Origin of the sequence: Dactylosporangium sp. NBC_01737, assembly GCF_035963215.1 — a bacterium.
Taxonomy (GTDB): domain Bacteria; phylum Actinomycetota; class Actinomycetes; order Mycobacteriales; family Micromonosporaceae; genus Dactylosporangium.
Map to the genome: position 1 here is coordinate 10350690 of NZ_CP109153.1, position 25387 is coordinate 10376076.

Genomic DNA, 25387 nt, shown 5'->3' on the forward strand with positions numbered 1-25387 from the left:
CTCCTTCACGACTCGAACCCGCGCACCGGACGGCATGGCCAAGGATGGCCACTCGCGCGGCAACGGACGTCCCAGGAGCTGTTCCAATGCTGCTCGATCGGCCGCGTTCTCGCCTTCGTCGCCAGATTGCCCCGTTGACATATGGTCACCGTCGCGGATACCGGCCCAGGCTTGCAAGCCAGAGCCCGCCTGAGGATGCAATCGGCTGTGGCCGCGGGTCTGCGGCCAGTTGATCCAGTGCGCGGACATGCCGCGCGGAACTCGCGGCAGCCATAGAGGCGGGCACAGGACGTGACGCCCAAGGAGACCACCGGTGCGCGGTCACGCCGGCGAGAGTGCGTAGAGCGCGCTTTGGACCCTCATCAGGACTCGCGTCGCTCGGGGCTGGTGGCATGCTGTGGACCGTGAAGCCTAGGTGCTCTCTCTATGTGGACGTCGGCTATCTGCTCAGCGCCGCAGCCGTCCGGGTGACGGGGACGTCGTTCCGCAACGGGATCCAAGTCGACTATGAACCCTTGATCGACGCGCTTGTCCAGCAAGCCGAGGCGCTATCGGAGCTGCCGGTGCTCCGAGTGCACTGGTACGACTCTGCGACGGACGGCGTGCCCGACAATCAGCAGCAGTTCATCGGTGAACTGCCCAACGTCAAGTTGCGGCTCGGTCGGTTCGGCTTCGATGGCCAGCAGAAAGGCGTCGACCTGCGCATTGGGCTTGACCTCGTGGCGCACGCACGTAACGGAGCCGCGGACGTCTTCATCCTCGTTTCGGGGGATGATGATCTAACCGAAGCTGTCGAGGAGGCCCAAGTTCACGGCGTGCAGGTTATATTGCTCGCCGTTCCCAACGCGGACGATAAACCTCACGGCATCAGCCGACACCTAATTCGGGCCGCCGACGGGCTCAAAATCATATTTCCAGATACCATTGATCAGTCGGTTACTAAGGTCCAAGTGCCGCCAACGGCGCAGTCAATAGCACTAGCGCCGCAAGGCGGGCGACCACGAGCCAAGGCTACGTCTAGGGACCTTAACAACGAGGGAGTCCCTGGCGCGCTTCGCCCGCCCATGCTCACGTCCGGCGGAGCCATCAACAGCGAGCCGCCAAGTGCGCCGGCGTATGAGGATCCCGCTGAGCTTGCCAAACAAATCGATTCGGTGGTTGACAACGTCCTGCTGACTTTCCGTAGGTCCGCCACGCCAGAAGCGCTGGCGGAACTCACGGCAGGGAAGCCATCGATTCCACGAGACGTTGATAAGGCATTGTTGACTGACTTATCCGATCGCCGCGGTGGGATCGAGTTGAGTGAAGCTGTGCGACACAAGCTGCGGGCGCAATTCTGGGAGAAGTATGACGAGGCCTAGCCGAAGGGCCGAGCACCAGGATTCGAGTCCGTTGGTACGCATGCGGTTCTTCTTGGGATTGCGTCTGAGCGCTCCTTCCAGTTGCACCTCCGACGTCCAAAGGTCAGATGCACGGATTTGCCGCTGTCCGCTCGCTGCCGTGCAGTGAGATTCCGTGTGCCGTGGCTGTCGGTGCTGGCGATCGGTATCTGTCAAGTCAAATGAGACATTTGATGTCAAGTCTTCTGTAGTTCCTCGGCTGGTTGGTTGATCCAGCTGTGGTCGGGGATCTGGGGCGGGCGGGGTCGTCGGGCGAAGCGTTCGGGGTGGGCGGCTTGGGCGGTGTCGAGGGTGTGCTGGCGGGCGGCGTCGATCGGGCCGGTGGTCGCGAAGTGCACGGATGCCGGGGTGTGCCAGCCGATCCCGGAGTGGCGGTGGACGTGGTTGTACTCGGTGAAGAATCCGTCGCAGAACGCCCGTGCGGCCGGTAGGTTCGGGAATGAGCCGGGGAAGTCGTGCAGGTATTTCAGGGTTTTGAACTGCGCTTCGGAGAATGGGTTGTCATCCGATATCCGGGGTCGGGAGTGGGTTCTGGTGACGCCGAGGTTGGCCAGCAGCGCGGATACCGGCTGGGAGGTCATCGAGGTGCCGCGGTCGGCGTGGACGGTGTGCGGGATCTGGCCGTTGCGGGTGATGGCTTCGTCGATGAAGTCGCGGGCCAGGACGGAGTCCTCGGCGGCGGCGAGGATCCAGCCCGGGTTGTAGCGGGAGTAGATGTCGATCAGGACGTACAGGTGGTACCAGACGCCTTTGGCCGGTCCGCGGAGCTTGGTGATGTCCCAGGTCCAGACCTGTGACGGGGCGTCGGCGACGAGTTCGGGTTTGACCTTGGCCGGGTGGGTGGCCTGACGGCGTCGCTCCCTCGTCTGTCCCGCGGCGGCGGCGATGCGGTACATGCTGGAAAGCGAGCACCAGTAACGGTTTTCGTCGAGTTCACGGATCCAGATCTGCCCGATCGACAACTCGGCGTAGCCGGTCTGGTTGATCACTTGCAGGACCGCGGCCCGCTCCGCGGTGTCCAGTGCCTGCGGGCCCGGCTGACGTCGTTGCCTGGGTCCGAGGACCGGGCCGCGGGCGTGGCGGTAGTGGGTGGCCCGCGAACGTCCGACGAGCCGGCAGGCCGTCCGCACGGGCGTGCCGGCCTCGGTGAGGGCGTTCAGGGTTTGTTCGATCAGCGGCTCGATGACGGCGGTGTGTCCGTGCTCTCGGCCAGCGATGCCAAGAGCTCGTGCGCTTTTCCCATGATCGACAACGCGGCCTGGGTCTGGGCGAGTTTCGCGTTCAGCCGGGCATTCTCGGCGCGTAACCGTTCGGTCTCGCGTTCGGCCCGCGACAGGCGGGCCGTCGTCGCCGACGTGTTGACGGAACCATTCGCCGGTCCGGCCGGCGTGGCGGTGTTGCGGGCACGGGTCCATTCCTGCACGTGGGAATGGAACAATCCTTCCCGGCGCAGGACCGCGGACTTCTCGCCGTGCGGCGCGGCCTCATACTCGGCCACCACCTTTGCTTTGTACTCGGCGGTGAAGCTACGCCGGGTCGGACGCGGAGCCGGATCGACCGGCCCGGACCCGTTGGTCTCGGGCGCCTGCTTGTTGCTGCTCACGTACGCATCTCCAGTCACGCCCTACAAGCCAACCCCGATCGCCGGGGTGTCTCACGACAGCCTGACAGGGAGGGATCGAAGCCGGTGCCGCACGCCGGTGGCTCCAGCGAGGTACCGTGCGGTGGTGGTTTGGCAGGCCTTCGAGGCGGCGTGGCACGACAGTGGATGTCATGCCCTCGCTGGTCTGGCCGCGGCCCGTCCGGGCGAACGGTTGTACGCCGCGGCGTTCCACCTCTTCTACGCCGATGGCACCGTGATCCTCCCGCCCGCGCTGGCCGCCAACACCGAGACGGCCGTGCGCCGCAACGACGGATACTCGACGCGGTTCACGCCGCCGGAGTGGCGGTGGGACGTGCTGGACGCCGCGAGCGATGCGATGCGGCCGTGGTACCAGCGCCTCACCGAGGAGTACCTGGCCCCCGCCACCAGTGATGCCGAACGTGACCTGGCGCTGGAGTCGCTGTGGATGGCTCATGACGCCGCCATGGCTCGGGTCTGCAAGGCGATGACCGCGACCGCGCGTATGGGCGGCATCCACAGCTCGCTCCCGGCCACGTTCGTCGTCGTCATTCTGGAGGGTCAGCGGGGAGACGAGGAGGCGGACCTGATCCGCGCGAGCGTCGATCCCTTCGTGCTCACGACCGTTCCCGAACTCGCCGAGCATCTGCGAGAGGCCGAAGAGGCGTGACCCTACTGCCGGCCCAACGGCCGCCGGTACCGATACTGACACGCACATCTGCCGCGATCCGATCGCTACCGGCTGTCACCGCTTACCGCAGGTGGTGTTCTCGACGACGGCGGGGGCGGCGACCAGTCGGTCACCGGTCGGCACGCGAGGATCGACGGTACGTGGCGCGGGACCCGGTGGGGCTCCTCGCTCCGGGAGTTCGGGGTCTACGGCTCCTGGTCGAAAATCTCGCCGCCCCCTGCACAAATCCGCCTTCGCATGCGTCATAGGGGCGGAAGGGAGCGGCTTGAGTTTCGACGAGTTCCTGACGGCACGATTGTCCGCGCTGCTGCGATACGCGACGGTCCTGGCCTGCGACCCACACCTCGCCGAGGACGTGGTCCAGGAGGTGATGGCGCGCGCCCATCCCCGCTGGAGCAGGATCGCTGCGGCTGACGCGCCCGAGGCGTACGTGAAGCGCATGATCATCAATGAGCTGATCTCGTGGCGGCGGCGTCGCGCCTCACGGGTGATCCCACTATCGCACGAGGCGCTCGCCGTGATCGGCGGCCTGGTCGGCGACGCCGCCGACCGGATCGTTGAACGCGACGCCCTCATCCAGCAGATCGCCGGCCTGCCGGTCCAGCAGAGGATCGTCATCGGGCTGCGCTACTACGAGGGCCTGCCCGACGACCAGATCGCGAACGTCCTGGGTTGCGCCGTAGCCACCGTCCGCTCCCACGCTGCGCGCGGCCTGGCCACCCTCCGCAAACGCATCACCGTTCCCATCGACGAATCCGGGAGGAACCGATGATCGACGAACAGCTGATCCAGTCCGCGTACGAGCGGATCGCCGCAGACGCACCGGCGGTCGACCGGGTGCGGGACGGGATCCAGTCCCGGGTTCGCGTCCGCCGGCAACGACGCACGGTGCTCATCGGGGTCGGCGCGGCAGCGGCGGTCACCGCGACCGTGGGCCCGGCCACCCTCCTGCTCGCCGCCCGCCGCGACCGACCCGACGGCTCCAGTTCCGAGGTGTCCGGTCACGGCGTACCCACCACGCCGGTGCCGTCGGTGTCCTCGACCCCGACATTGCCCGACCGGCCCGCCCGGCTCCTCGGGTACCGGGCGGACTGGCTCCCATCGGGTCTGGTGGAGTACCACCGGGCCGTCTACCTCGCCCCCGACGCGCCGCGCGGTGCCCGCCTGTGGGCAGCCCCGGGGACCGCCGACCTCGGTAAGCCCGGCACGGTCGGGGTCCAGCTCAGCATCGGCGAGCGCGTCGACGACAACGCCGGGACCAGCGTCACCGTCAACGGTGTGACCGGCAGACTCCGCGTACCAACGTCGAAGGACACCATCGTGGAGTGGCAGCCTCGCGGCGGACCCAGCATGGTGCTCAGCGTCTTCGGCCTGCCCGACAACACAAACACCGCCCTGCGCATCGCCCGGTCGATCGCGCCCGACGACCGGACCGCGCTGCGCTCCACCATGTACCTGCCGTGGGTCCCGGACCGGATGCAGGGCTACGAGCAGTTCGGTGCCACCAGGACGCTGACTGGCTGGTCGCAGTTCCTCGGCCGCGGAACACTGGACTACCGCGGATCGGTGACCATCGTGGCCGCGCTCGGCGGGCCCGACCCGCTCGAGAAGACGGTCGACACGGTCACGCTGCGCGGCCAACGGGGCAACGTGACCGCGACCGACGGCGCCTGGGTCCGCATGCCCGACGGGGTGCTCATCTCCATTCAGGGCCGCAAGGGCAGCTATCCGGCCGAGTGGCACACGACGCTCGAGGAGAACCTCCGCCTGGTCGAGGAGTTGGCCTACCAGCCGCCGGACCTGTCGTGGGCGGCCCGCTGAAGTTCAGGCAGCAGCGGTGTTCCGGACCGGGGCGGGTCCTGCCGGACAACCATGCCGCAGATAACGCGCGTCGCACCGGCAGGGAGTGCCACGCTCCGCAGTGGTTACGAAACGGGCAAAACACCGCCTCCGAAGCCATCACGCCCTGCAGGCAGGTAGACCCTCGGTTGATCTCAGCGGACGATCTGCGGCATCAGATGCTCGGGATCGCTTAATGCAACAGCGCCCCTTGCCCGGCCGGGCTGCTGATCATAATTGTGCCGTTCAACGCTTCGACCCGGTCGGTGAGTCCGATGAGGCCGGTACCGCATGCCGGATCGGCGCCACCCACGCCGTCGTCTGCGATTGACAGGTGCGGGCGACCATCAAGTACTGCCGCGTCGATGCGCACGAGCGAAGTGTGCGGATGTTTGGTGGGGTTGCGAGTGCTTCGGCGACGATGCGGTACGCCGCCATCTCGACGGGCTCGGCGAGCCGGCCGTTGAGATGGAGGTCGAGGTCTATCGTGCCGGAGTCCGGCGCCGGGCCGGAATGGCTGTTCGGCCGGGTGGACGTCACGGGCAAGGACGAAATCGCGGTCACTGCCAAGGACGGGACCGTGGGGCGAATTCGCTTCAACGACCGCACGCTGACCGCGGTCGAACCGCTCGACAGGTGTAGCGGCGCCCCGGCCATGATGGCCGACTGATCAGATGCGCTCGGATCACCTGGCCGTCGCAACCGATATCCCTGCCCGCTGATCGCGGCGGACGGGAATCCCAACGGCGCCGACCGCTTCGATTCGTGGATGACGGAGGTGTAGGTGTCCCGGTGATGGTGACGGAGGAGCGCGCGAGAGTTTGCTGGATGCGGCGCTGGCGAAGGGATCAGGCATCTCCTCGGTAGAACATGCCGCGGGGCAGCGCCGCCGCCTCCGCCGGGGCCGCGACCCACTCCACGAGCCGGGGCCGCTCACCGGTGGCGACGTAGTCGGCGATCACCTGCCGGGCGGTCGGCACGCTGACCCGGGCCATGCCCGGGGGGATGATCTGCAGCGGCGCGTCGCCGTTCCACACCACCTCCAGCGGGTCGCCCCGGGCCAGCTCGACGGCGATCGTCTCGTCGGCGAGCCAGGTCAGCGCCGCCCGGCCCGCGTCGACGTCGATGTCGACCCGCAGGTCCTTGGCGCCGCCCTCCGGGCCGATCATCACCGACTGCCCGGACTGGCCGTGCCACATGATCTCCCGGGCCACGAAGTCGAAGACGTCGAGCGCCTGCCGCGGGTCGGTGAGCCGGTCCGGCCGCGCGATGGAGTTCAGCAGTTCGTAGGTCGTCACCGTACGAACCTACCGATCCCTTCGTAGGTCCTCACCTGATAGGTGGCGCCGCCGTCGATCGCGGTCCACACCGTGAACCGCGAGCCCGCGGGCAGCACATCGGCCTGGTATGCGCGCTGGATCGCTGTGACCTCAGGTGACGACACGCGGTTGTCCAACGCCGCGCTGCAGCGTGCGCAGCTCTTCGACGGTGGCGCTATCCGTGGATCACCCGGGCCACGGTTGCCGACTCGTCGGGGATGAAGCGGTCGTAGCGGTCCAGCCAGTCTCCCACACCGAAGGCGGCGCGAGCGGCCTCCGCCACGATCGCCGGGGAGCACTGTGTGCGGGACTTCAGGGTCCGGGCCTCGTGCGGGGTCGCCACGCGGAAGTGGTTGCCGAAGTGGTCCACGACGAACGTGCCGATCGACGTGGTGCTCTCCTTATAGACCGGCCAGGGTACGTCGGCGCTGACGGGACGGCGTTCGACGATCGGCCAATCGCCGGCGACCAGGCAGTCGTCGAAGGTGTTGGCGATGAGCAGGATATCCGCGGTGTCGACCGCGTCCAGGCTGAGCGCGTCGAACACCACGACGAGCAGCGCATCGCCGAACGTCCCGGCCATGCCTTCCTTGGCCACGACCTGACCGAAGACCGACCGGGCATCATCGAGCGGGATCCGGAACACATCACCCTCCACCGCGACCTGCGTGCGCGGGTCCGGCTCGGGACGTGCGGGCGGCGGGCCGACCAGGCCGGCATCGAGGTCAACCTCACGGCGCACCGACGTCGGGTCACCCGCCTCGCCGTAGCGCAGGGTCGCCCGCGCCGGCCGGTGCGGAAACCCACGCAGCAGCGGCTCGACCGCCGTGTACAGCCGGTCAGCGTCCGGGCCGTCGAGGAACAGCGCAACCTCGCCGCCGCCGAACTCATTGCCCGAGACCTCACCAGCCCCCTGCCCGGCAAGCGCCTCCCGGAGCCGCTCCTGCAGGGCATATACAGCGGCCCGCTCGTCAGCCGCACCGAACGTGCCGCCCGTCAACATGTAGCGCACAACGACCGCGTCGGACATGGGTCCACCACCTCCAGCACGCAGCGTACGGACTGGGCAGGAGCGAGCCTCTCCAGAACCGCAGTTCGCACCTGCGTCACCTGGCCGCGCCACGCGATCCGCCATCCCACCAACCGGACGCAGTCCGCGGCGAGAGCTACATGCCGCGCGTCCACCGCTGAGTCCAGAGTCGGCACGGAACCAAGCTGAACTCGCACGCTCGAACCGCACCGACGGTCGTCGATCTTGGCGTCCGCACATACCGCGTTGCGGTCGTTCCTGCGTCAGGAGTGCCGATCGGCCGCGGGGAGTATGAGGTCGTGAGGCCACTCCTCGTGGAGCACGCGGTCGAGCAGCGGATCGCTGGAGCTCTCGCAGTACGGCGTTTCGTTCGCATTGCGGACTACCGTCTGGACCGGTGCGGCGAGCATGCCTCAGGGTGCGATGGCGTTGGCGAGCCATCCCGCCATCCGAAGGCTCTCGTATTCAGGCTCCCACCAGGTTGCAAAGACGGGCTGAAGGTGGGCGGGGTCGATCGCAATCCAGACGCCGAACGTAATGGTGTGTCCACCGGTCAACCTGACTGGAAGGAGGGCGCGGACAAAGGCGCCGACATCCGGAACCTGCATCATGACCGACTCGTGAGCGTTGGCATGGCTCATCCAAGTGCCCGGCGTCCGTTCCTGCTCAGCGGTATCGAGAACCGGGTCCGGCAACGTGAACCGTACATGGCGGCTGTGCTCCACGAGAGGGCGACCGCAGGCGGAACACTCAGGATTCACGAGGCGAGTGTCTCAAACGCCCAACCTGCACCAACCGTCCGGCCGCCACCGGCGGCGTCCGCTTCTGCCGCCGGTCGAGCGCTGCGGCTCGCCGACGATCGTCACGCTCCGTGCGTCGTCGCGGCGGCTCAAGGAGCCGATGACAGGGCGCGGACGATCGTCGGGTGCGCTACGGGTTGGCGGTCGCTTGGATGAACGACAAGACCTGCGGCAGGACGTAACAGAACTCGCCGCCGCCCCATGAGTCCACGAGGCCACCGGCTCGTTCCATCGCGTTCCAAAACGGCTCGGTCGATCGAATGATGTCTTCCGCCGCAGCCGGATCGACGTCGATGGCGGCGCAGACAGCCGCCGTCAGTTCGGCGTGCTGTGAAATCCACGTTGCAGCCAGCAGAACAGGGTGACCTTCGGCATGCCGATGGCGCGGGCGAGGTCGGACAGCCACCATTCATGTTCGCCGAGTCGTAGGGCGCCTGCGCCGGCTGGGTGTTCGGGCTGGCTGGCGCAGTCCAGCCGCTGCATGATGTCCCGGAACCCTTGCGCGCCGAAACGCTCACGGCGTTTGGATGGATGGAAGCCTTCGTCGCCGAGCCGGTGGGCGATCTGTGCGGCGGTGTGCCCGCCGGCGGCGAGTTCACGTATCCGGGCGGCCAAGCGGAAATAGCTGAGCTGTTGCAGGGTCGCGACCGGGCGGGCCAGTTCGCCGTCGGTGCGGTGCCCACCGCCGAGAACCTCGAGGTGGACCTGCTCGACCACGTAACGGATGAGCTGTTTGCGTTCGGGCGTCGGTGGTCCTAGACCGTGTCTGGTTTGGGGTGTTCGATAAGTTTGCGGTAGAGCCGCCGCACGTCAGCCTCGGTGTGCAACTGATGCCCGCCGCTGATCACTCGCCGGGGCGCAGCAGCCTGATCTCGTCGAAGTGGTGCAGCGTCCGCACGTTCAGAGCGCGCCGTGGACGTACAGTCCACCGCCCGCTATTGCGGCGCTCAACACCAGCAGCACCGCAAACGGGATGACCACGGATTGAGTGCCGGTGGCTCCGGTCGGAACGACTAGGACCCGTGACGGGCGGGACGGGTCGTAGACCACGCTCACCTGACTGCTGTCCGGTTTGAACGACGTCTGCCGCCACCGTCCCGCCGACGAAGTCACCATCGCCCCATCAACGGTACAAAAACGCACTACCGGCGCATAGCTCTCGCCACTGGTCTGTTCGGTGACCAGCAGGTCAATCACTTCTCCGGGTACGCGGACGCCCTCACGCAGCAGACGCAGGTCGCGCCAGAACCGAATGGTTCCGAAGGTCATCCCGGTCAGACCGAGACTGAACATGACGACGAGCGCCACCAGGGACGCGGACATGTGCCTCCTCCCGTCTCCGTCGAACCGACACGCACACTCTGCTCTGCGTAGCCGCAAGTGCCGTCGACCGGCAGTCCGAACCGCTGCTGGTGCGACGCCACATAACGTTGCGGGCAGCCGGACCGACGGCGGCGCGCACACCCACTCGACCGGTTCTTCCGGCGCTGTCGCGTCGAGCGATTACCAAGATCATTCGCCGCAGAACCTGCGGCGAGCGGACGATCATGAACTGCGCGAGGTCCTACGGCGAGCTGACACAGTACCGCGTAGCGGGCGCCAAGGGCGTGCCGAACGGAGTCGTCGATCGCTCCGCTCGCGATCGCCGTGAAGATTTTTCGGCGCTTGATCGATGCGAACGCTCACTGCAACAGCAGCCGCCGACACTGATCGCGGTCGCGTGGCAGGCCGGCCTGCTTGAACACCAGGCCGGCGTTGCCGTCGGTCGGCGACCACAGCTCGGGGTTGGCCAGGAGCGCCCCGACGATCAGCCGCTGCGAAGGGGTGAGGGGTACGTCGGCCCGGTACGCGGGTTGAAACGCCGCGCGTACCAGCGGACCCCAGGTCCGGTCCGCACCGGTCCAGCTCGCGGTGCGTACCAGCAGCGCGGCCGGTTCGGCGATGCGTTCGAAGTCGGGTAGCCGCTCGATCAGGGCCGCGATCAGTCCGGCCAGCGAGTACCCGCGCCACGGGTCGGCCCACGCCCAGATCACGCGACAGCCTGCCCAGCACCTTCACAAGGTCATCACTTAATCGCGCGCTGTCCACGCGCCTGGGGCGGTGCGCTGGAGCGACATCCGGATCTGCCGCGATCCGATCGCTACCGGCTGTCACCGCTTGCCGCATCAGCCAGCGCTTCGGGATCCTGTCCGGCGCTGTACCGACGTCGATGGCCGGCTACGTCGGTGAGCTGCTGAGGCTCTGCCTGAGCTGGCAACGCGTTTTGTCCTTGGTGCGAGCGTGCACTGCGCCGGCACCGCGTGCGCGAACCAGACCCAACCCGCCAACGTGGCTGGTCCGGCCAAATCAACGTGCCGTCGGAACACTCCACCGTCACCGTACGAGCACGGCCGCTCTACCGCGAACGCGCACGTTTTCCCAGGCCACGGGACATATCGTGAAGGCGGTTCGGGCACCGCCCAAACGGATTCACGTTTTCCCAGGTCACATGCCGTGGGTGGAGACCAGGGGACTCGAACCCCTGACCCCCACACTGCCAGGACTGGACTCGCAACTGCCGCTGACGTGCACGCAGGTCTGACGCTTGTGGAGCGGCCGATTCCCCGTGATTGGCCCCTGTGCACCGAGATCAACCGCGCCATCTGACACGCGTCTGGCACGTCAGGGCGGCTGGACCAGGGGTACGACACCCCTCTGTCCCCCGCCACCGTTGTTCCGGGCGACCGCTGCGGATGTTCGTCTCGGCCCGGCCCTAACCACCCCAACCACACCGTCGCGACACGTGCCCTGCACACCTACCTGCGGTGGCGCAACGCCAACGCCTGACGCTCTGACGTCCTAACCGCCCAACACCGCGAACACGCCCGCACCCGCTCCGAACGACAACGCCGATGGGGCCAGCCGCTACCCCCCACAGCCTGAACCCCAACCCGACCAACATTCCGGTCGCAGCACTGGCCCATGGGACCGCGCCGAAACCTGGTCCGCGTCATCAGGCAACGCCTATACTGCACAGTCAGCCCAAGCAGCGTAGCGCTTCCGGCTATGCGGCGTCGCGTTCCACGGAACCAGGAGCGAAATCGTGCACCCTGCCCGGTCCTCGACGCTGAGGCGCTGGTTTTTCGCCGCCTTGATGCTTGCCGCGGCGGTCATTGTGCTCACCCGGTTCCTGGTTTTTCCCGATACCGAAGAAGCCGCGGACTGGAGTCGCACCCTTGGAGCAACCCTCGACAATCTCCTCGCCGCCACTATCACGTCCTTGGCAATCGGTTTGGCGTACGTTCTCCTACTGCCGGCGCCGGAGGCGGAATCGGTCGATGTCACCCAGCCGAGGGAAATCGCGGGACTTCTTGAGTCCGCGGCGAAGGACTGCACGTTCTGGGCGATAAGGTCCAGGACGGCGAGCTACTTCGCAAGGGTCACGCTGCCGCAGCTGAGAGACAACGCCCTGCGGACCGGCGGAAGCATCCGGGTTCGAATCCAACTGCTCGACCCGACTAACGATCGCGCGCTGCAGGCATACGCGACGTTTCGGAGCAACCGACCCGGCGCTTCCGCTATCTGGAACGTCGCCCGCGTGCGCCTTGAGATCTACTCGACGATTCTCGCGGCGGCAGTTCACCAGAATGAAGCCCCACGACTCGATGTTGAAGTCGGCTTGAGCCAGGACTTCTGGATACTCAGTTTGGACCTCTCCGACAAGATCGCGATCATCACCGGACAGAACAAGGGTGAACCGTGCCTCTGCATCCGGCACACGTCGCCGCTGTTCAGCGGCTGGCGCGACGACTTCGACGCCGGTTTCTCCGTGTGCCGGGTCATCCGGCCGGCCATCTCCGGCCTCCGCATGCAGGAACTGCACCGCCCCAGCGCCCGCGCTCTTGACAGCATCCGCATCTTCTTCGACCAGCTGGGTTTCCCGAACTTGGATGACCCCAGCCTGCGGAAGATCGCAGACTACGCAGGACGGGAGCACAACTATGCATGATGCGGATGTTGCCGAATGGCTGGCGGGTCGCGTCGAAGTGGATGTCAGGACGATGTTGGAGACCGTCGAGCGCTCCTATCAACACCCCTACGGCTTCACGGTCTACCGTCTCGGCATACGCCAACTTGCCCCGTGGCAGCTCCGCGTCCACATCTGGCCGGGACCGTTGCTGTGCTACCAGCATCTGCATCTGCACCGGACCGAGTCACAGCTCATCCATGCGCACGGCTGGGATCTGCTCTCCGCAGTGGTCTCCGGAGAACTGGAGGAGCGCACGTATGAGCTGAAGGAAGAGCGGTCCGCTGATTTCGGACTCTACTCCACCGCGCCGATTCAGAGCCACAGCACCAGCATCCTCAGAACGACTGGGAAACGACTTGCGATGCAGCAGGTAAAGAAGCAGCAGCGGCGACCAGAGCATGGCGCTTTCGCGATCGCCGCAGGTGTCTATCATTCCACTCTGCCCGCCAAACCCAGTATTTCGCTGGTCGCGACGAGGCAGTTTCCCGGTCAGATCTCGCACGTTGCGATGTTCCGCGGCACGGACGACCACATATCGAACGCGTCGCCGGCCCAACAACCAGACCTCCGGCTGCCCTCGAGCCCTGAGGCCGAGCCTGACAACTGGGCGTCGTTCGCCTTCTTCCTGCGTGGCGAGGAAGTGCTCTTGGTCCGCACCAGAGACCATCCGCATCAGTGGCAGCCCGTAGGCGGCAGGAAGAACGATAGCGACTCCAGCCCTGTCGATACGCTCATCCGGGAGGTCGGCGAAGAGACCGGGGCACTGATAGATCCGGTAATGGCGGACTGGTCGAGCCTGCACGAAGCAGACGCGGGCACCGGCGTCGTGTGCTTCTGGACGATCACGGAGTTCCGCTTCGACGATCCGATACGACTCCAGCGCGAGGAACTCCTGGAGGCGCGCTGGTGGAATATCGCTGAGGCCAAACTCCTACCCATGTACAGCGCCAGCACCGAAGCGTTGACACTGCTGGCAAACAGAATGCCGTAAGTAAAGCGCCGCTCAGGTCTGCGTCGAGCGAACGCCTGAACCGTCCTTGTGCACAACCTAGTAACTTTGAACCCCCGACCCCCGCACTGCCAGGACTGGACTCGCAACCGGTCTCCGAGGTGCATGCTAGTCAGAACCTCGTGGGCCAGCCGCTCTGATCCGCCAAGTTGCCACGCGCACGGGATCTCCACGCCTCCGATCCATCGCCGGCCTTATGGGCGATAGCTTCCCTTTGGCTCACCTTCAGGTAAACCGTGAGGAGCGTAAAGAGTTCCGCTGTCAGCGTCCGCGAACCAGCCACTCCAACGGTCAATAAATTCTTCTAGGTCATCGACCTCAAGCGGCATCCGCCACTTGATCAAGCTCACGCCGTCCGCTGTATTACATGTAATACAAGACGGGCTGGCTACGGTTCCCGGCTACACACCGGCCGCGGACTCAGCCCTGATCCACCGATGAGATTGATGTGGCGGGGACGTCTCGGACGCGACAATGCCCCCGCGAGCTGGAAAGATAGAGGTTCTTGAGCCCTGATCCACCGATGAGATTGATGTGGCGGGGACGTCTCGGACGCGACAATGCCCCCGCGAGCTGGAAAGATAGAGGTTCTTGAGGCATCTATCGTTCAGTTCGAGAGGGCACCGTCCGGGTGAGAATATCGCACGGCGCGGCACGGCTGCGCGCATCGTTTGATGATCCGAATCTGGTGTCGTGTGCCGGGCTGGCGCCGGTCCTGGCGCTCGCGCAGCGGTGTGACCTGCACGGGGTCGTCGATGCTCGGCTGCGGGTGCCCACGGACAAGGGGTCCAACGCGTCGGGAAAGGTCACCACGATCGTGGCGGGCATGGTGACCGGCGCCGACTCGATCGACGACCTGAACGTACTGCGCCACGGCGGCATGCCGGCTCTGTTCGACAGCGTGTACGCACCGTCGACGCTGGGCTCGTTCCTGCGGACGTTCACCCACGGCCACGTCCGGCAGTTGCAGGCCGCCTCGCGGCAGTTCCTGGTCCGGCTGGCCGGGCAGGCGCCGTTGCTGCCCGGTGCCGGGTCGGTCACGTTCGTCGACGTCGACTCGCTGCTGCGCCGGGTCTACGGCAAACAGAAGCAGGGTGCTGCGTTCGGTCACGCCAAGGTCGGCGGCTATCAGGTTCTGCTGCGTGGTCTGAACCCGCTCATCGCCACGATCAGCACCGCGGACGCGGTGCCGGTGATCGCCGCGACCCAGCTGCGCGCCGGGAACGCGGGCTCAGCCCGGGGCGCGGCAGCACTCGTCGCCGAGGCCGTCGCCACGACCAAAGCCGTCCTGGCAGCCCAGGCAGCCCGGCCCGCAGCCGCCACGACAGCGTCGACGACAGCACCAGCCGGTGAGATCGTCCTGCGAGCGGACTCAGCGTTCTACTCCCGCACGGTCGTCACCGCCTGCCGCCGAACCCGGGTGCGTTTTTCGATCACCGTCCGCATCGACGCCAAGGTCCGCCGGGCGATCGCCACGATCGGCGAGGACGCCTGGACCGAAATTCGTTACCCACAACCGGTCTGGGACGACGAGCAGCAACGGTTCATCTCCCGCGCACAGATCGCCGAGACGACCTACACCGCGTTTGAAGGCACCCGCCACGAGGTCACTGCCCGGCTCATCGTGCGCCGCGTCCCCGACCTGAACAAATCCACAGTGGACAACCAAGGCGCACTGTTCACCGTGTGGCGTTACCACGCCGCGTTCACCGACAGCCCATACATCCTCGTCCAAGCCGAAGCCCAACACCGCGGCCACGCCATCATCGAACAGGTCTTCGCCGAACTCATCGACGGCCCCCTCGCCCACCTGCCCTCGGGCCGGTTCAACGCCAACAACGCCTGGCTGACCTGCGTCGCTATCGCGCACAACCTCACCCGCGCCGCAGCCACCCTCGCTGGACGCCCCCACGCCACCGCCCGTGCTGCCACCATCCGCCGGCACCTCATCAACATTGCCGGCCGACTCACCCGCCACGCCCGCGAGGTCACCATCCACCTCCCGCAGCACTGGCCCTGGCAGCACAACTGGCGACGGCTCTTCACCACCGTACACGCCCCACCCATCTGACCATCCACAGTAGACAATCACACAGCCGACGCAGGCCAACCACACGTCAAACCCCGCCAAGCGACCCCGAGCGCACCGGCAAACCGGCCGGCCACCGCTACACGCCCTGACCAACACCCAAGATCACGGAACCAGCCCCACCGAACACCGAAACCTCATCGGTGGATCAGGGCTAAGTGCAAGGTGGCCGCCGCACGTCTCAGGCTCGTCTCCGCCGCGCCCAACGCCAGGGGCGAAGGAAGACCACCCCGACTAGAAGAATCCCTGTGAACACCGCCGTGTATCCCGCTGGCTCCTGCCAGATCGGATCGCCCGAAAGAGGATAGATCACAGTCCTGCTGCCGCTGTCAAGTGCGGGCACGGTATCTCCGACCGCCGCACCAGGCGGAAGTCCGCCGCTCAGTTCCTTACCCCGTCTTACCACCAGACCGTCGTCGCTAACGAAGTCACCGGACCAGCCGCATCGTTGCTGCGGTGGTTGAAAACGATCACAGGATGACGGTTCCGTGAGGGTGAACGTTCCGGTATGCCCGCCGCCGTGAGCGGCCCGCCAAGCGGGAACGAGGGAGGACGTCGCAGCGACGGCCCCGAATCCGCCGAACACAACCAACATCACTCCAAGAACGCGCCGCTTCACACCGTTCCCAAGTGACATCATGCGACTATCCTAACGTATTCGATAACGGACACGGCGCGGCCGAATCAGGGGTGACGTGCGCGAATATTGCGAATTCACCCCCGACCCGGCCGCCGGCACTATTCCAGCACCATTCCTAGCAAAGGATACGTCCGACCTACTGTCAGAACTTCCAGAAGTAGTCGTGTACGTGCGTCCGGGAGGTGCCGCCGTTCACTCCGATAGGAGCTCCCAACGCTGCCCAACCCAACGAGGTCACGGACACCTTGCCGTCCGTCGCGTAGCCGCCCTGGACCGGCCCGATGTTTCCCTCACCGTACTTGAACGGACCAGCGAGCTGATCCTTGTCTTCCGCGTCGGACCACTCAACCTTCAGGCCAGCACCCCAACCGAACCCATAGCTTCCGTCGCCCGGCTTTGTAAGGTCAGCAGGCTTGGCTCCCGACCTTGCAATGAATAGTCCTTCATTATCCTTCATGACGCAAACTTCGCCGCCAAGGTTGAACACAGCCCCCATACCCGCGTTCCCGCAAATACCCCAGATACCTGCGGCCGGCTTTGCAGGCAAGACACCCGGCAGCAGCGGGTCGCCCTCGCCACGTACAGTTCCCGCCGCAGCCACCATCTTCTTCGGTTGCGGCTGGTTGTACTTGGCCATCGTCGCTTCGCAGGCTCGGGCGGTCATGCCGGCGCATAGTTGCTCCTGCACGGTCTTTCCAGGCTTTTGCTTGATCGGTTTGCCGCGGTAGCAGCTGCCGCCGCAAATCTTCTTGTTCTTGGCTGAGTGTTTCTTGTCCACGCCACTGCCCCAGAACGGGTTGCCGTGCGAGTAGTCCTCCTTGGTACCGCCGAGGCCCTGGCCGCAGTCTTCCGGGCCGGAACAGGTCCGTAGACCGGTCGGGTCGCTGTTGGTGACGGGGTTCGCGGCGGCGTACGCGTACCCGTTGACCTGTAGCGGGTCGTTGTAGTCGGTGATTGGGTCGTCGGAGATGAATCGGCCGGTCAGCGGTTCGTACTCGCGGGCGCCGATGTGTGTGAGACCGGAGTTATCGCGGGTGCCGCCGACGAACCCCTTGGTGTTGGGCCAGGTCGGATCGGTGCCGCGCGGGTTGCCGAACGGGTCGGTCTTGCGCCGGGTGGCGGTCTGGCTGACCGCGTCGATGGCGAGTTGTCCGGTGCCGTGGTGGTCTGCGGCGACCCAGGTCAGTCCGGACGGGGTGCGGCTGGCGACGCCGTAGTAACGGGTGCAGGTGACCGTGCTGCCGACCTTGCGCAGCTCGTACCCGGGCAGGTGCACCGTCGCCCCAGCAGGGTCCTTCGCGACGAGGCGGGTGCCGTTGGCGTCGTAGATGTAGCTGCTGACGCCGGCGCTGTCGGTGACGGTGGCGAGGTGGCCTTCATTGTCCCAGCCGAGGGTCTGGCCGGGTTTGCCGGTGACGTAGCGGGTGACGGTGTTGCCGGCGTTGTCGTAGGTGTAGCTGTCGGTGCCGGTGCTGCCACCGGTGGTCTCGACCTTCGTGAGGGTGTGCCGTTTGCCGGTGGTGGGGTAGGTGTAGGCGCGGGTGGTGTCGGTGCCGCCGCCGATGACGTGGCGGATCTCCTGGGTACGGTTGCCGCTGTTGTAGTTGCTGGTGCCGGTGACGTACTGGTAGCTGGTCCAGTACGGGTCAGCTCCGCCGACTACCGCCGTGGACGGGTTCGCCTGGCACGCCACGGCGGTCGTCGTCCACGCCTCGGTCAGCTCACGCAGTGCGTCGTAGCCGAAGCACTGGTTGGACACGACCGACCCACCCAGCGTCTCGGTGATGTTCTTGACGTTGCCGGCAGCGTCGTAGCCGTAGCCTTCGGTCAGCCGCTCGGCCCACGTGTTGGGGTTCGCGGCATTCTCGGTCTCGGTCTTGGCGCTGGTGAGCCGGCCGGTCGCCTCATCGACGGCCGTCGTCTGCCGGACCCGCTTCGAACCGGAGCCGAGGACCTGCTGGTACATCGGGCCGAAGGCCTGGTAGGTCGTCGCGGCGACGTAGGTTTCCAGGCCGCTCAGGGTGAGCGCGTTGCCGGTGTTGTCGTAGGTGGTGGCCAGCGTCTCCGCGGGCAGGCCGCCCGCCGCCGGGTACGTCACCGTGGCCGTGGACCCGTCGACGTTGTACGTCATCGACGTGGTGTAGGAGCCGTTCGGCAGCCACGGCATAGTCAGGCTCGACGGGATCAACGTGGTGGTCCCGAGTGGCCGGTAGCCGTCGTCATAGCCGGTGACGGTGCTGGTGAACGCATCGGTGCCGACGTACCTGGTGGATGAGGTCAGCTGCCCCTTGGCGACCGTGTCATACGCCCACGACGCCCGCTTGAACCCGGTCGTGCCGACCCCGTCGTACAGGCCGATCTTGCGGCCGAGTTCGTCGTACTTGACGGTCGTGCTGACGGGACGCGCGTCAGTGACCGTGATCGGCCGGCTGCTCAGGTCATAGCTGATGGTGGTGGTGCCCTTGTCCGGGTCTGTGGTGGATTCGACCTGGCCGAGTCGGTTGTAGCTGGTGGTCCAGGTGTTGCCGGACTGGTCGGTGGTGGTCCGCATCTGGTCGAGCCGGTCATAGGTGTAAGTAGTGGCGTGGTAGCTGCCGGTAGGGGTGCTGCTGAGATATTGGCGCAGCTCGGTGGTGTTGCCGCGGCCGTTGACGTAGGTGGTGGTCGGCGTGCCGCCAGTGGGGGGTGTGACGGTGGTGTAGTTGCCGTCGTGGGCGGTGGTGGTCTGCCACTGCAGGGTGTTGACGGAGTACAGCGCGTCGACGGTCTGCCGGCCGAGGCTGTCGTAGGTGTAGCGGTGCTGGTTCTTAATGCCGAGGTCGGTGTCGGCGAAGTTGGCGAGTGCGGCGGCTGGCGCGCTCAAGTTCCAGAACGTGGTGGTCTTGGCGGTGAGGCCGCGTCCGTCGTACTGGGTGTCGGTGACGATCCGTCCGCCGTTGGCCTGCGGGGCGGGCCGCTGCCGCTGCCGCTGCCGCTGGTTGCCGTCGTACAGGTCGTAGCTGGTGATCCCATTCCCGTTCGGGCCCAGCACAGTCGTGGCGATCGAGTTGGTCGTCCCTGCGCCCGTGTACAGCGTGTAGGCGTAGTGGAGGTCCGCGGTGCCAGAGGCGGCGCGGTTCAGCCACACGTCGGTAAGCCGGCCCAGCGGGTCGTAGACGGCGTTGGTGGTCTTGTTGTTGGCGTCCTTCACCGCGACCGGGACGCCGCGGGCACCGTCCGACGTGCTGGTCGTTTGGTGGCCGAGCGGGTTGGTGGTCACGGTCGTGATCACCGGGGCGTCGACGGCCGGGGTGTACTGAATGGTGGTCTTGTGGGCGTTGTCGTTCATCGGGTCGCGGGTCCAGGTGACTCGGCCGTAGGTGTCGTAGCCGGTGTTGGCGGTGTTCTGCCATTGCGGAGACGTCCCGGACGCCCCGGTCGTCCCGTTGAACTCGTCGACTCTGGTGACGAGGCCTTGGCCGACCGGACCGGTGCCGGTGGTGTTGCCGTCGTAGTAGAAGAACGTCCCCGCGAGAAAGTCGTTGCCGTCGACAATCGTGCAGGTGGTCTGGATGCTCGTACGTTGGTAGTTCACGTGGTAGCGGCCGCTGCCCGGGTCGACGCTGCGGTCGGCGTACGTGATCTCGGTACAGCGGTCGTCGGCCGGGTCAGCCTCGTCACCGTAGTCGCGGATCAGGGTGGGCAGCGTATAGCTGTCCGTGGCGGTGGTGACCTTCGTCCACCGCCACCCCTCGACCCCCGCCGGGGTGGTGATGTGGGTACGGGTACGGGTCTCGACCTCGGCGAAGTTGTTCGCGACCAGATTCCCCATGCTGTAGGCCAGCGGCCGCATCGCGACCGTGCCCCAGCCGTAGCTGTGCAGCGTCGAGGAGTACGCCAGCCCACCCGGCCGGAACGACGTGGTCTCCCGCAGCTGGCCGCGAAGGACATTGACGTCGGTGGTGGTGCCTTGCGAGTCGGTGATGGTGGCTGTCCGGGTCCCGCCGGTGGCGTCGGCGCGGTCACCGTGCAGGCCCCGGTAGTACAGGTCTGAGGACACCGTCTGTGTGCCGCCGACCGGCCCGGTCGTGGTGGTGACGTCGGTGTAGCCGCGCCAGTCCGACCACGACCGCCCCGACAGCGGCGCGGTCTCGGACGGATCATGGCCCCACAGCACAGGCGTCGAGGAGTGCGTGAGGCTGTAGCTGTAGCTGGTCAGCACCGGCGGTGCGGTCGAATCGGCCAGGTCCGTCTGCTGCACCGCGGTGACAACGTACTTGTGGAACCAGCCGAACCCCGCCGTACCACCCTCCGGCGACCAGTACTGCGGGAAACACCGATAAATGTTGGCGTTCGCGCTGCCCTCCGGAATGCTCGTCGGGCTGCAGTCCTGGCCCGCGTAGTACACCGTCAACAGACCACCCGTGCCGTTCTCGATACTGCCGAGCCGGAACCGGCGCAACTTGAGCACACCAGCGGCGATGTTGTAGTCGACCCGGTTGTCCAACGCCCCACCACCGAACGCCATCGGCGGCTCCGACAACGACACGCCGCCCTTGAACCCGGTGTGCTGCAACCCTTCCAGCCACAACGCCGCCGGACTGGTGTCACCAGGGTTCAGGAAGTCATGATCGAGGGTCCACCGGTCGACGTTCTGATACGTGGCAGTGGCCGGATCCATCAACACCTTCGTCGTGACCGACGCCAACGCCCACTGCATGAAATGCGCCGGGCTGGTCTGGTTCGGACACGACGTCGCCACACAGTACTGATCCCACGGCACGTCGATCCCGCAGGACCCCACGTCGTTGCACCGGCCAGCCGGGTTCACGGCGAAGTCGACCACCATCGGGGCCGGCTTCCCCGCCGCGCCCTCCGAACCCTGCCGCGTACCGTACTCGATCCGCACCGGAAACACATTGATGTCGTAAGCGGCGACACCGTTACCGTTGTTGTGCCCGTAGTTCGCGGTGGTCTTCTGGTAGAAGATCGTCTCGCTGTTGCCGCGCGGGTCCACGATGTAGTCCAGGTTCCACCGGTACGCCTGCGGACACGACGACGCCGCATACCCGCCCTGCGCCGGCGTCTTGTAACACGGCTCCCCACTGTGGTTGCCGTACACCGGCACGATCCCCGTGGAATACGTCTGCGCCGCCGTAGCGCTGTAGGCACCGCCGTGACCGAAGAAGTACTGCGTCCCGTCCGGCGACATCACCTGCCAGAACTCGCCGTCATTGTCATAGTTGACCGCACCGGTGTACTTCTTGAAACTCCACCCCGTGTGGAGCGCCGACTTGTACTCGCCAGTCGTGCTGTCCCGCACCAACTGCCCCGACACGCCATCCATCACGATCGAGATCGGCTCGTTGTCGCCGTTCGCCGACGTCCAGCACAAGTCACCAGTCGCGTTGCCGTCACCGGAACACCCTCGGTACGACCGCTCGATAAACCCCAGACTCAGGTCCCAGCCGTCACCAACCCACGACGCCTGCGCATTCGTCGCCACCGTCTTGCCGTCCAAGCTGCCCGAGCTGTACTGGAGCTCCAGATTCGGTGTGGGACCGCCCAACGACGGCGGCACCTTCAACGGCACCGAGTAGGTGAAGTCACCCGACGAACCGCCCTGCGACCACGACGCCGACGGCGACAACGACGTCTTCGACCAGTCGCCCGCCTGCGACGCCGTACCCGACGTCAACGCCAACACCGCACCAGCAGACCCCGAACCAGCAGACTTCGACCCACCCGCCACCACAGCCGGGTCACCCGGCACCGACACCGCGTCGAACGACACCCGCTTCGACACCGGGTTGTTCACCGACCTCAACGGCGTCTGCACCTGACACTGCGGCAGTGACGGCGTGCTCGCCGCGCACGCCGGCAGCGACACCAGCCGCAACCGGCCGCCGAAATCACCGCCGAAGCCCGTCGCGAACGCGGCGTAGTCCAGGTCCAGGCCCACCGCCGCGGACCCCGCAGCGCCGTCCGCCCTTGCCACTGTCAACACCACGCCCTTGACGTTCAACGCCGCGGCCGCGTCCTGGCCAAGCACCGAAACCCGCACCTGCGACACCGCCGCAGCAGCGGCCTGCGCCGCCTGCTCCCCCGCCGTGCGCGGCTCCGACACCGGACCACCCGGCCGCACCACCACCGGCAACCCACCCGGCGCCACCACAGCCCCCTGCTGCTTCGCCTGCGCCGTCCCGGACATCGGCACCACCGCCGACGCAGCCACCGGCCACACCGGCGTCGGCACCTTCCCCAGCGCCGCCGTATCGGACGCAACCGCCGGCCGAGCCCGGCCCGGCACACCAGACACCGCCACCGACCGCTCTTGAGGATTCACCGCCCCAGACGGGGTGGCTGGCGCGGCGTGGGCCGGCAGTGCCACCAGCACAGTGGCCAACAACGCACCCGTCGACATGGCAGTCAACCACCGCCACACCCGGCCACGCCCCGACCCGCGCACCGAGAATGCGCCCCGACGACCCACCATGCGTGCCTCCCCCGCAACGATCATGCAGGCAGGACGATAGTGACGACCGCCGATCCTGGGAAGAACCTGAAAGACCCACTACATGCGGTCACCGACTCATCCGCGGCCTCTCCGTGTGAGAGCCGCCAATACCGAGCAGTTCAGTGACCGGCATCACATCACCGAGATACGCGGTGTTACCGAACTCGGACAGTTCCCCAAGCGACCTGCCGCCCTCTTCGCCAAAGTGGGCTCGAACAGGCCGTCAGCCCCGTCGCCATCGCACATGCCTCGGCCGCCACGCACGCGCCTGCCTGCCGCGGACGGCGACCGCGCAGCCACCCAACCCGCCCGGATCGCAACCACAGCGGGCCAAATGAGCCATTCCGAGCAACGGATTGATCACTGACGGTTTATGTTGTGCGGGCGCGGTCGATGTGGAGCAGGACGAGCGCTGCGGCGACGATCTTCCCGATCCGCCAAGGGCACAGGCTGACGTTGCGCAGTGCCCTGAAGGTCATCTTGAGCAGGGCGTTGCCGCGTTCGGTGATGGCTCGCACGCCGTTGTGGGCCTGGTTGAGCTGCTGTTGCACGAGGGTGAGCCGGCCGTCCTTGGGTGTCTTGAATGCCACGGTGATGGTGTCGGCTTCGCCTTCGTAGCCGAGGTCGCCGAGGGTGCGCAGGTCACCGCCCGCGGCGGTGAGGGCGGGCAGGATCTCGGTGTGGGTGCGCACCGCGGTGGTGTCGTGCTCACGGCCGGGCCGTACGTCGGAGGTCCAGATCGGCCAGCCGTCCGGCACGGTGATGACCTGGACGTTGCCGCCGTGGTTGGCGTGTTTGCCCGACCACCACAGATCCACACCGGGCGTGGGCCCCGGCGTGCGGCACCGGTCCGTTTCGATCAGCGTGCCGTCGATGTTGACGTGGCTGTAGCCGGCCGTCTTGGCCGCCAGCAGCGCCCCGTGCAGGCTGGGTGACCGGGCCGCGAGGACGTCGATGCCTTCGTGCAGGTAGGCGTAGCCAGTGGACCGGCCGATCGCGTTGTCCCGGGCCAGTTGGCTCATCCGGGTGCCATCCAACAGCCAGCGCAGGACCAGGACCGCCTGGTCGTGGCAGGGCAACGCCCGCGTGCCGGCGCGGGTACCGCGCCGTGCCCGTTCTGCGGTCAGCAGACCGGTCAGGAAGTCCACCGTCTCGTCGCGTACCGGCAGGACCGAGGTATATGTGACACTCATCGTCGACGCAGCACTCTATGAAGTTGATCTGTGAGAGGACCACCTTCATACCGGGGTGCTGCGTCTTTTCGTTGCACCGCAACGGATTCGGCGTGTCACCACCGCGGAAGCGCGAGCGACTACACAGCGTCGCCCGCCGTTACGGAAGGCTCACTGGCACGCCGCCTCGTCGACGTGCTCTTCGGCTTGACGCTTGACACGATCATTCAGATTCAGTCAAACCGGGTCAGGCCCAGAGCGCACTCACCATCGGCGACAACATCATCGAGACCGGCACCGACTCCTACCGCATGGCCCAGACCCACGCCAAGCAAGCATCGACCAGTTCACACACACCAACTGACCTGTCACGAAGACGGTTGGACGAAGCCCTCATCGTGCCAGTACGCCGCAATCCGGCTGGTCCGCCGTACGATCCGGTCCGCTTCTCCGGGCGCCGGCCAGAAGACAAGCAAGTAGTGATCCAGTGGCTCGGCGGTCTCCGGCTCCCCAAGGTAGGTCTTGCCCGCGTCCATGCCCCGGGCGCAGTAGCGCACCCGGTAGGCGACCGATTCGCGCAGCGGCAGCGAGGACATCCCCTCGTGCCAGTCCATCAGGCTGACGTCGTCCGACAGCGCGGTGAAGGAGACCTCCACGATCTCCCCCCACTGCGGATCGAGCGGCGGCGGTCCGTCCACCACCTCGGCCCGGAAGCCGACTTTGCCGGTGTTCCGGCCGGTCACCAGGAACAAGGCGCCGGGCACACCGGCCCCGCACAGGCCGTTGACCTGGCCGACGAACGCCCGTACCGGATCGGGTGGTTCGTCGTCGCTGACCACGTAGGCCTGGCTGTAGGCGACGCTCCACAGACCATCGAAGGCAACAGTCATCAATCCTCCCGATCGCAAGTACCCGCGCCGCCGAAACTACTCGTGTAGACCGATCCGCGGCCGAGGTGACACCACCGCGCGCCGCCCTTCCAGATCATGACGTCAATCGTCGGCGCTTGGAACCGCGATCGACCACTCGACGTCACCCACCGTTACGCGGAATGGCTCAATGTGTGATCGACGTGTGATCGACCGCTTTCGCATACGCCGACAGCCAACGACAGCACCAGCCATTGACACAGCAGCGAAACCGTCGTGGTGCGGCCCGCGTTCGTCCCTGTTGTACGTATCGAGCGGAACGTAGGCGGCCAACTCATCTCCTTGAATACCCTCACTGGGCATCGCCCTGCGCCCCGGAGGTTGCGTCGGCAAAAGAGCGATA

The 25387-nt window shown here is 66.5% G+C and carries 20 protein-coding genes and 1 pseudogene; 9 read left to right on the forward strand and 12 right to left on the reverse strand.

What is annotated here, in order from left to right; genetic code table 11:
* The first annotated feature begins 392 nt into the window (after positions 1-392).
* Positions 393-1361 (forward strand): NYN domain-containing protein, encoded by a 969-nt coding sequence (locus OHA72_RS47530; protein WP_327002692.1) that lies wholly within the window; start codon positions 393-395, stop codon positions 1359-1361.
* Positions 1362-1576: 215 nt separating this feature from the next.
* Here OHA72_RS47530 and OHA72_RS47535 read toward each other — a convergent pair whose 3' ends face one another.
* Both OHA72_RS47535 and OHA72_RS47540 read right to left on the reverse strand, forming a co-directional pair.
* Positions 1577-2530, reverse strand: coding sequence for a DDE-type integrase/transposase/recombinase (locus OHA72_RS47535; protein ID WP_327002333.1), 954 nt, complete (start codon positions 2528-2530; stop codon positions 1577-1579).
* Between the two features lie 41 nt (positions 2531-2571).
* Entirely contained in the window at positions 2572-3003 is a 432-nt protein-coding gene (locus tag OHA72_RS47540; protein ID WP_327002334.1) for a hypothetical protein, read from the reverse strand.
* 211 nt (positions 3004-3214) lie between these two features.
* Between OHA72_RS47540 and OHA72_RS47545 the strand changes: the two genes are divergently transcribed.
* From OHA72_RS47545 to OHA72_RS47555, 3 genes are all read left to right on the forward strand, one after another.
* On the forward strand, positions 3215-3691 hold the full coding sequence (locus OHA72_RS47545) for a hypothetical protein (protein ID WP_327002693.1): 477 nt from the start codon (positions 3215-3217) through the stop codon (positions 3689-3691).
* A 316-nt stretch (positions 3692-4007) separates the two neighbouring features.
* Positions 4008-4484 (forward strand): SigE family RNA polymerase sigma factor, encoded by a 477-nt coding sequence (locus OHA72_RS47550; RefSeq protein WP_327002694.1) that lies wholly within the window; start codon positions 4008-4010, stop codon positions 4482-4484.
* On the forward strand, positions 4481-5533 hold the full coding sequence (locus tag OHA72_RS47555; RefSeq protein ID WP_327002695.1) for a hypothetical protein: 1053 nt from the start codon (positions 4481-4483) through the stop codon (positions 5531-5533). Before OHA72_RS47550 ends, OHA72_RS47555 begins: the two co-directional genes overlap by 4 nt.
* Before the next feature lie 211 nt (positions 5534-5744).
* Here OHA72_RS47555 and OHA72_RS47560 read toward each other — a convergent pair whose 3' ends face one another.
* On the reverse strand, positions 5745-5924 hold the full coding sequence (locus OHA72_RS47560; protein ID WP_327002696.1) for a sensor histidine kinase: 180 nt from the start codon (positions 5922-5924) through the stop codon (positions 5745-5747).
* Between the two features lie 114 nt (positions 5925-6038).
* Here OHA72_RS47560 and OHA72_RS47565 point away from each other — a divergent pair, with 114 nt between their 5' ends.
* Positions 6039-6221 carry a hypothetical protein gene (locus OHA72_RS47565; protein ID WP_327002697.1) on the forward strand — a complete coding sequence of 61 codons (183 nt, stop codon included), beginning with the start codon at positions 6039-6041 and terminating at the stop codon, positions 6219-6221.
* Positions 6222-6399: 178 nt separating this feature from the next.
* On the opposite strand, the gene OHA72_RS47570 is transcribed toward OHA72_RS47565, so the two are convergent.
* The 6 genes from OHA72_RS47570 to OHA72_RS47595 all read right to left on the reverse strand — a co-directional run bounded on the left by OHA72_RS47570 (position 6400) and on the right by OHA72_RS47595 (position 10733).
* A complete protein-coding gene (locus tag OHA72_RS47570) occupies positions 6400-6849 on the reverse strand; it encodes an Imm1 family immunity protein (protein ID WP_327002698.1) in 450 nt (149 codons plus the stop codon).
* A 196-nt stretch (positions 6850-7045) separates the two neighbouring features.
* Positions 7046-7900, reverse strand: a complete 855-nt coding sequence (locus OHA72_RS47575) for an Imm26 family immunity protein (protein WP_327002699.1) — start codon at positions 7898-7900, stop codon at positions 7046-7048.
* A gap of 413 nt (positions 7901-8313) precedes the next feature.
* Positions 8314-8625, reverse strand: coding sequence for a DUF2199 domain-containing protein (locus tag OHA72_RS47580; RefSeq protein ID WP_327002700.1), 312 nt, complete (start codon positions 8623-8625; stop codon positions 8314-8316).
* A gap of 390 nt (positions 8626-9015) precedes the next feature.
* On the reverse strand, positions 9016-9417 hold the full coding sequence (locus tag OHA72_RS47585; protein ID WP_327002701.1) for a hypothetical protein: 402 nt from the start codon (positions 9415-9417) through the stop codon (positions 9016-9018).
* A 183-nt stretch (positions 9418-9600) separates the two neighbouring features.
* Positions 9601-10023: a DUF3592 domain-containing protein gene (locus OHA72_RS47590; protein ID WP_327002702.1), complete on the reverse strand. Its 423-nt coding sequence runs from the start codon at positions 10021-10023 to the stop codon at positions 9601-9603.
* Between the two features lie 359 nt (positions 10024-10382).
* On the reverse strand, positions 10383-10733 hold the full coding sequence (locus OHA72_RS47595) for a hypothetical protein (RefSeq protein WP_327002703.1): 351 nt from the start codon (positions 10731-10733) through the stop codon (positions 10383-10385).
* A gap of 690 nt (positions 10734-11423) precedes the next feature.
* Between OHA72_RS47595 and OHA72_RS47600 the strand changes: the two are divergent.
* From OHA72_RS47600 to OHA72_RS47615, 4 genes and pseudogenes are all read left to right on the forward strand, one after another.
* Positions 11424-11622 (forward strand): annotated as a pseudogene (locus OHA72_RS47600) (IS630 family transposase); the annotation flags it as partial.
* A gap of 160 nt (positions 11623-11782) precedes the next feature.
* Positions 11783-12688 carry a hypothetical protein gene (locus tag OHA72_RS47605; protein WP_327002704.1) on the forward strand — a complete coding sequence of 302 codons (906 nt, stop codon included), beginning with the start codon at positions 11783-11785 and terminating at the stop codon, positions 12686-12688.
* A complete protein-coding gene (locus OHA72_RS47610) occupies positions 12681-13700 on the forward strand; it encodes an NUDIX hydrolase (protein WP_327002705.1) in 1020 nt (339 codons plus the stop codon). Before OHA72_RS47605 ends, OHA72_RS47610 begins: the two co-directional genes overlap by 8 nt.
* A gap of 649 nt (positions 13701-14349) precedes the next feature.
* Positions 14350-15789 carry an IS1380 family transposase gene (locus OHA72_RS47615; protein WP_327002706.1) on the forward strand — a complete coding sequence of 480 codons (1440 nt, stop codon included), beginning with the start codon at positions 14350-14352 and terminating at the stop codon, positions 15787-15789.
* Positions 15790-16589: 800 nt separating this feature from the next.
* On the opposite strand, the gene OHA72_RS47620 is transcribed toward OHA72_RS47615, so the two are convergent.
* The 3 genes from OHA72_RS47620 to OHA72_RS47630 all read right to left on the reverse strand — a co-directional run bounded on the left by OHA72_RS47620 (position 16590) and on the right by OHA72_RS47630 (position 25005).
* Entirely contained in the window at positions 16590-22850 is a 6261-nt protein-coding gene (locus OHA72_RS47620) for an RHS repeat-associated core domain-containing protein (protein WP_327002707.1), read from the reverse strand.
* A gap of 464 nt (positions 22851-23314) precedes the next feature.
* A complete protein-coding gene (locus OHA72_RS47625) occupies positions 23315-24136 on the reverse strand; it encodes a transposase family protein (RefSeq protein ID WP_327002708.1) in 822 nt (273 codons plus the stop codon).
* A gap of 347 nt (positions 24137-24483) precedes the next feature.
* A complete protein-coding gene (locus OHA72_RS47630; RefSeq protein WP_327002709.1) occupies positions 24484-25005 on the reverse strand; it encodes a hypothetical protein in 522 nt (173 codons plus the stop codon).
* Positions 25006-25387 lie beyond the last annotated feature (382 nt).

What these genes read in the sequence shown, in the direction of transcription:
- OHA72_RS47555 (WP_327002695.1), top strand. Translation starts at nt 4,481, where the DNA reads ATGATCGACGAACAGCTGATCCAGTCCGCGTACGAGCGGATCGCCGCA.
- OHA72_RS47625 (WP_327002708.1), bottom strand. Translation starts at nt 24,136, where the DNA reads ATGAGTGTCACATATACCTCGGTCCTGCCGGTACGCGACGAGACGGTG.
- OHA72_RS47530 (WP_327002692.1), top strand. Translation starts at nt 393, where the DNA reads ATGCTGTGGACCGTGAAGCCTAGGTGCTCTCTCTATGTGGACGTCGGC.
- OHA72_RS47610 (WP_327002705.1), top strand. Translation starts at nt 12,681, where the DNA reads ATGCATGATGCGGATGTTGCCGAATGGCTGGCGGGTCGCGTCGAAGTG.
- OHA72_RS47630 (WP_327002709.1), bottom strand. Translation starts at nt 25,005, where the DNA reads ATGACTGTTGCCTTCGATGGTCTGTGGAGCGTCGCCTACAGCCAGGCC.
- OHA72_RS47590 (WP_327002702.1), bottom strand. Translation starts at nt 10,023, where the DNA reads ATGTCCGCGTCCCTGGTGGCGCTCGTCGTCATGTTCAGTCTCGGTCTG.
- OHA72_RS47575 (WP_327002699.1), bottom strand. Translation starts at nt 7,900, where the DNA reads ATGTCCGACGCGGTCGTTGTGCGCTACATGTTGACGGGCGGCACGTTC.
- OHA72_RS47620 (WP_327002707.1), bottom strand. Translation starts at nt 22,850, where the DNA reads ATGTCGACGGGTGCGTTGTTGGCCACTGTGCTGGTGGCACTGCCGGCC.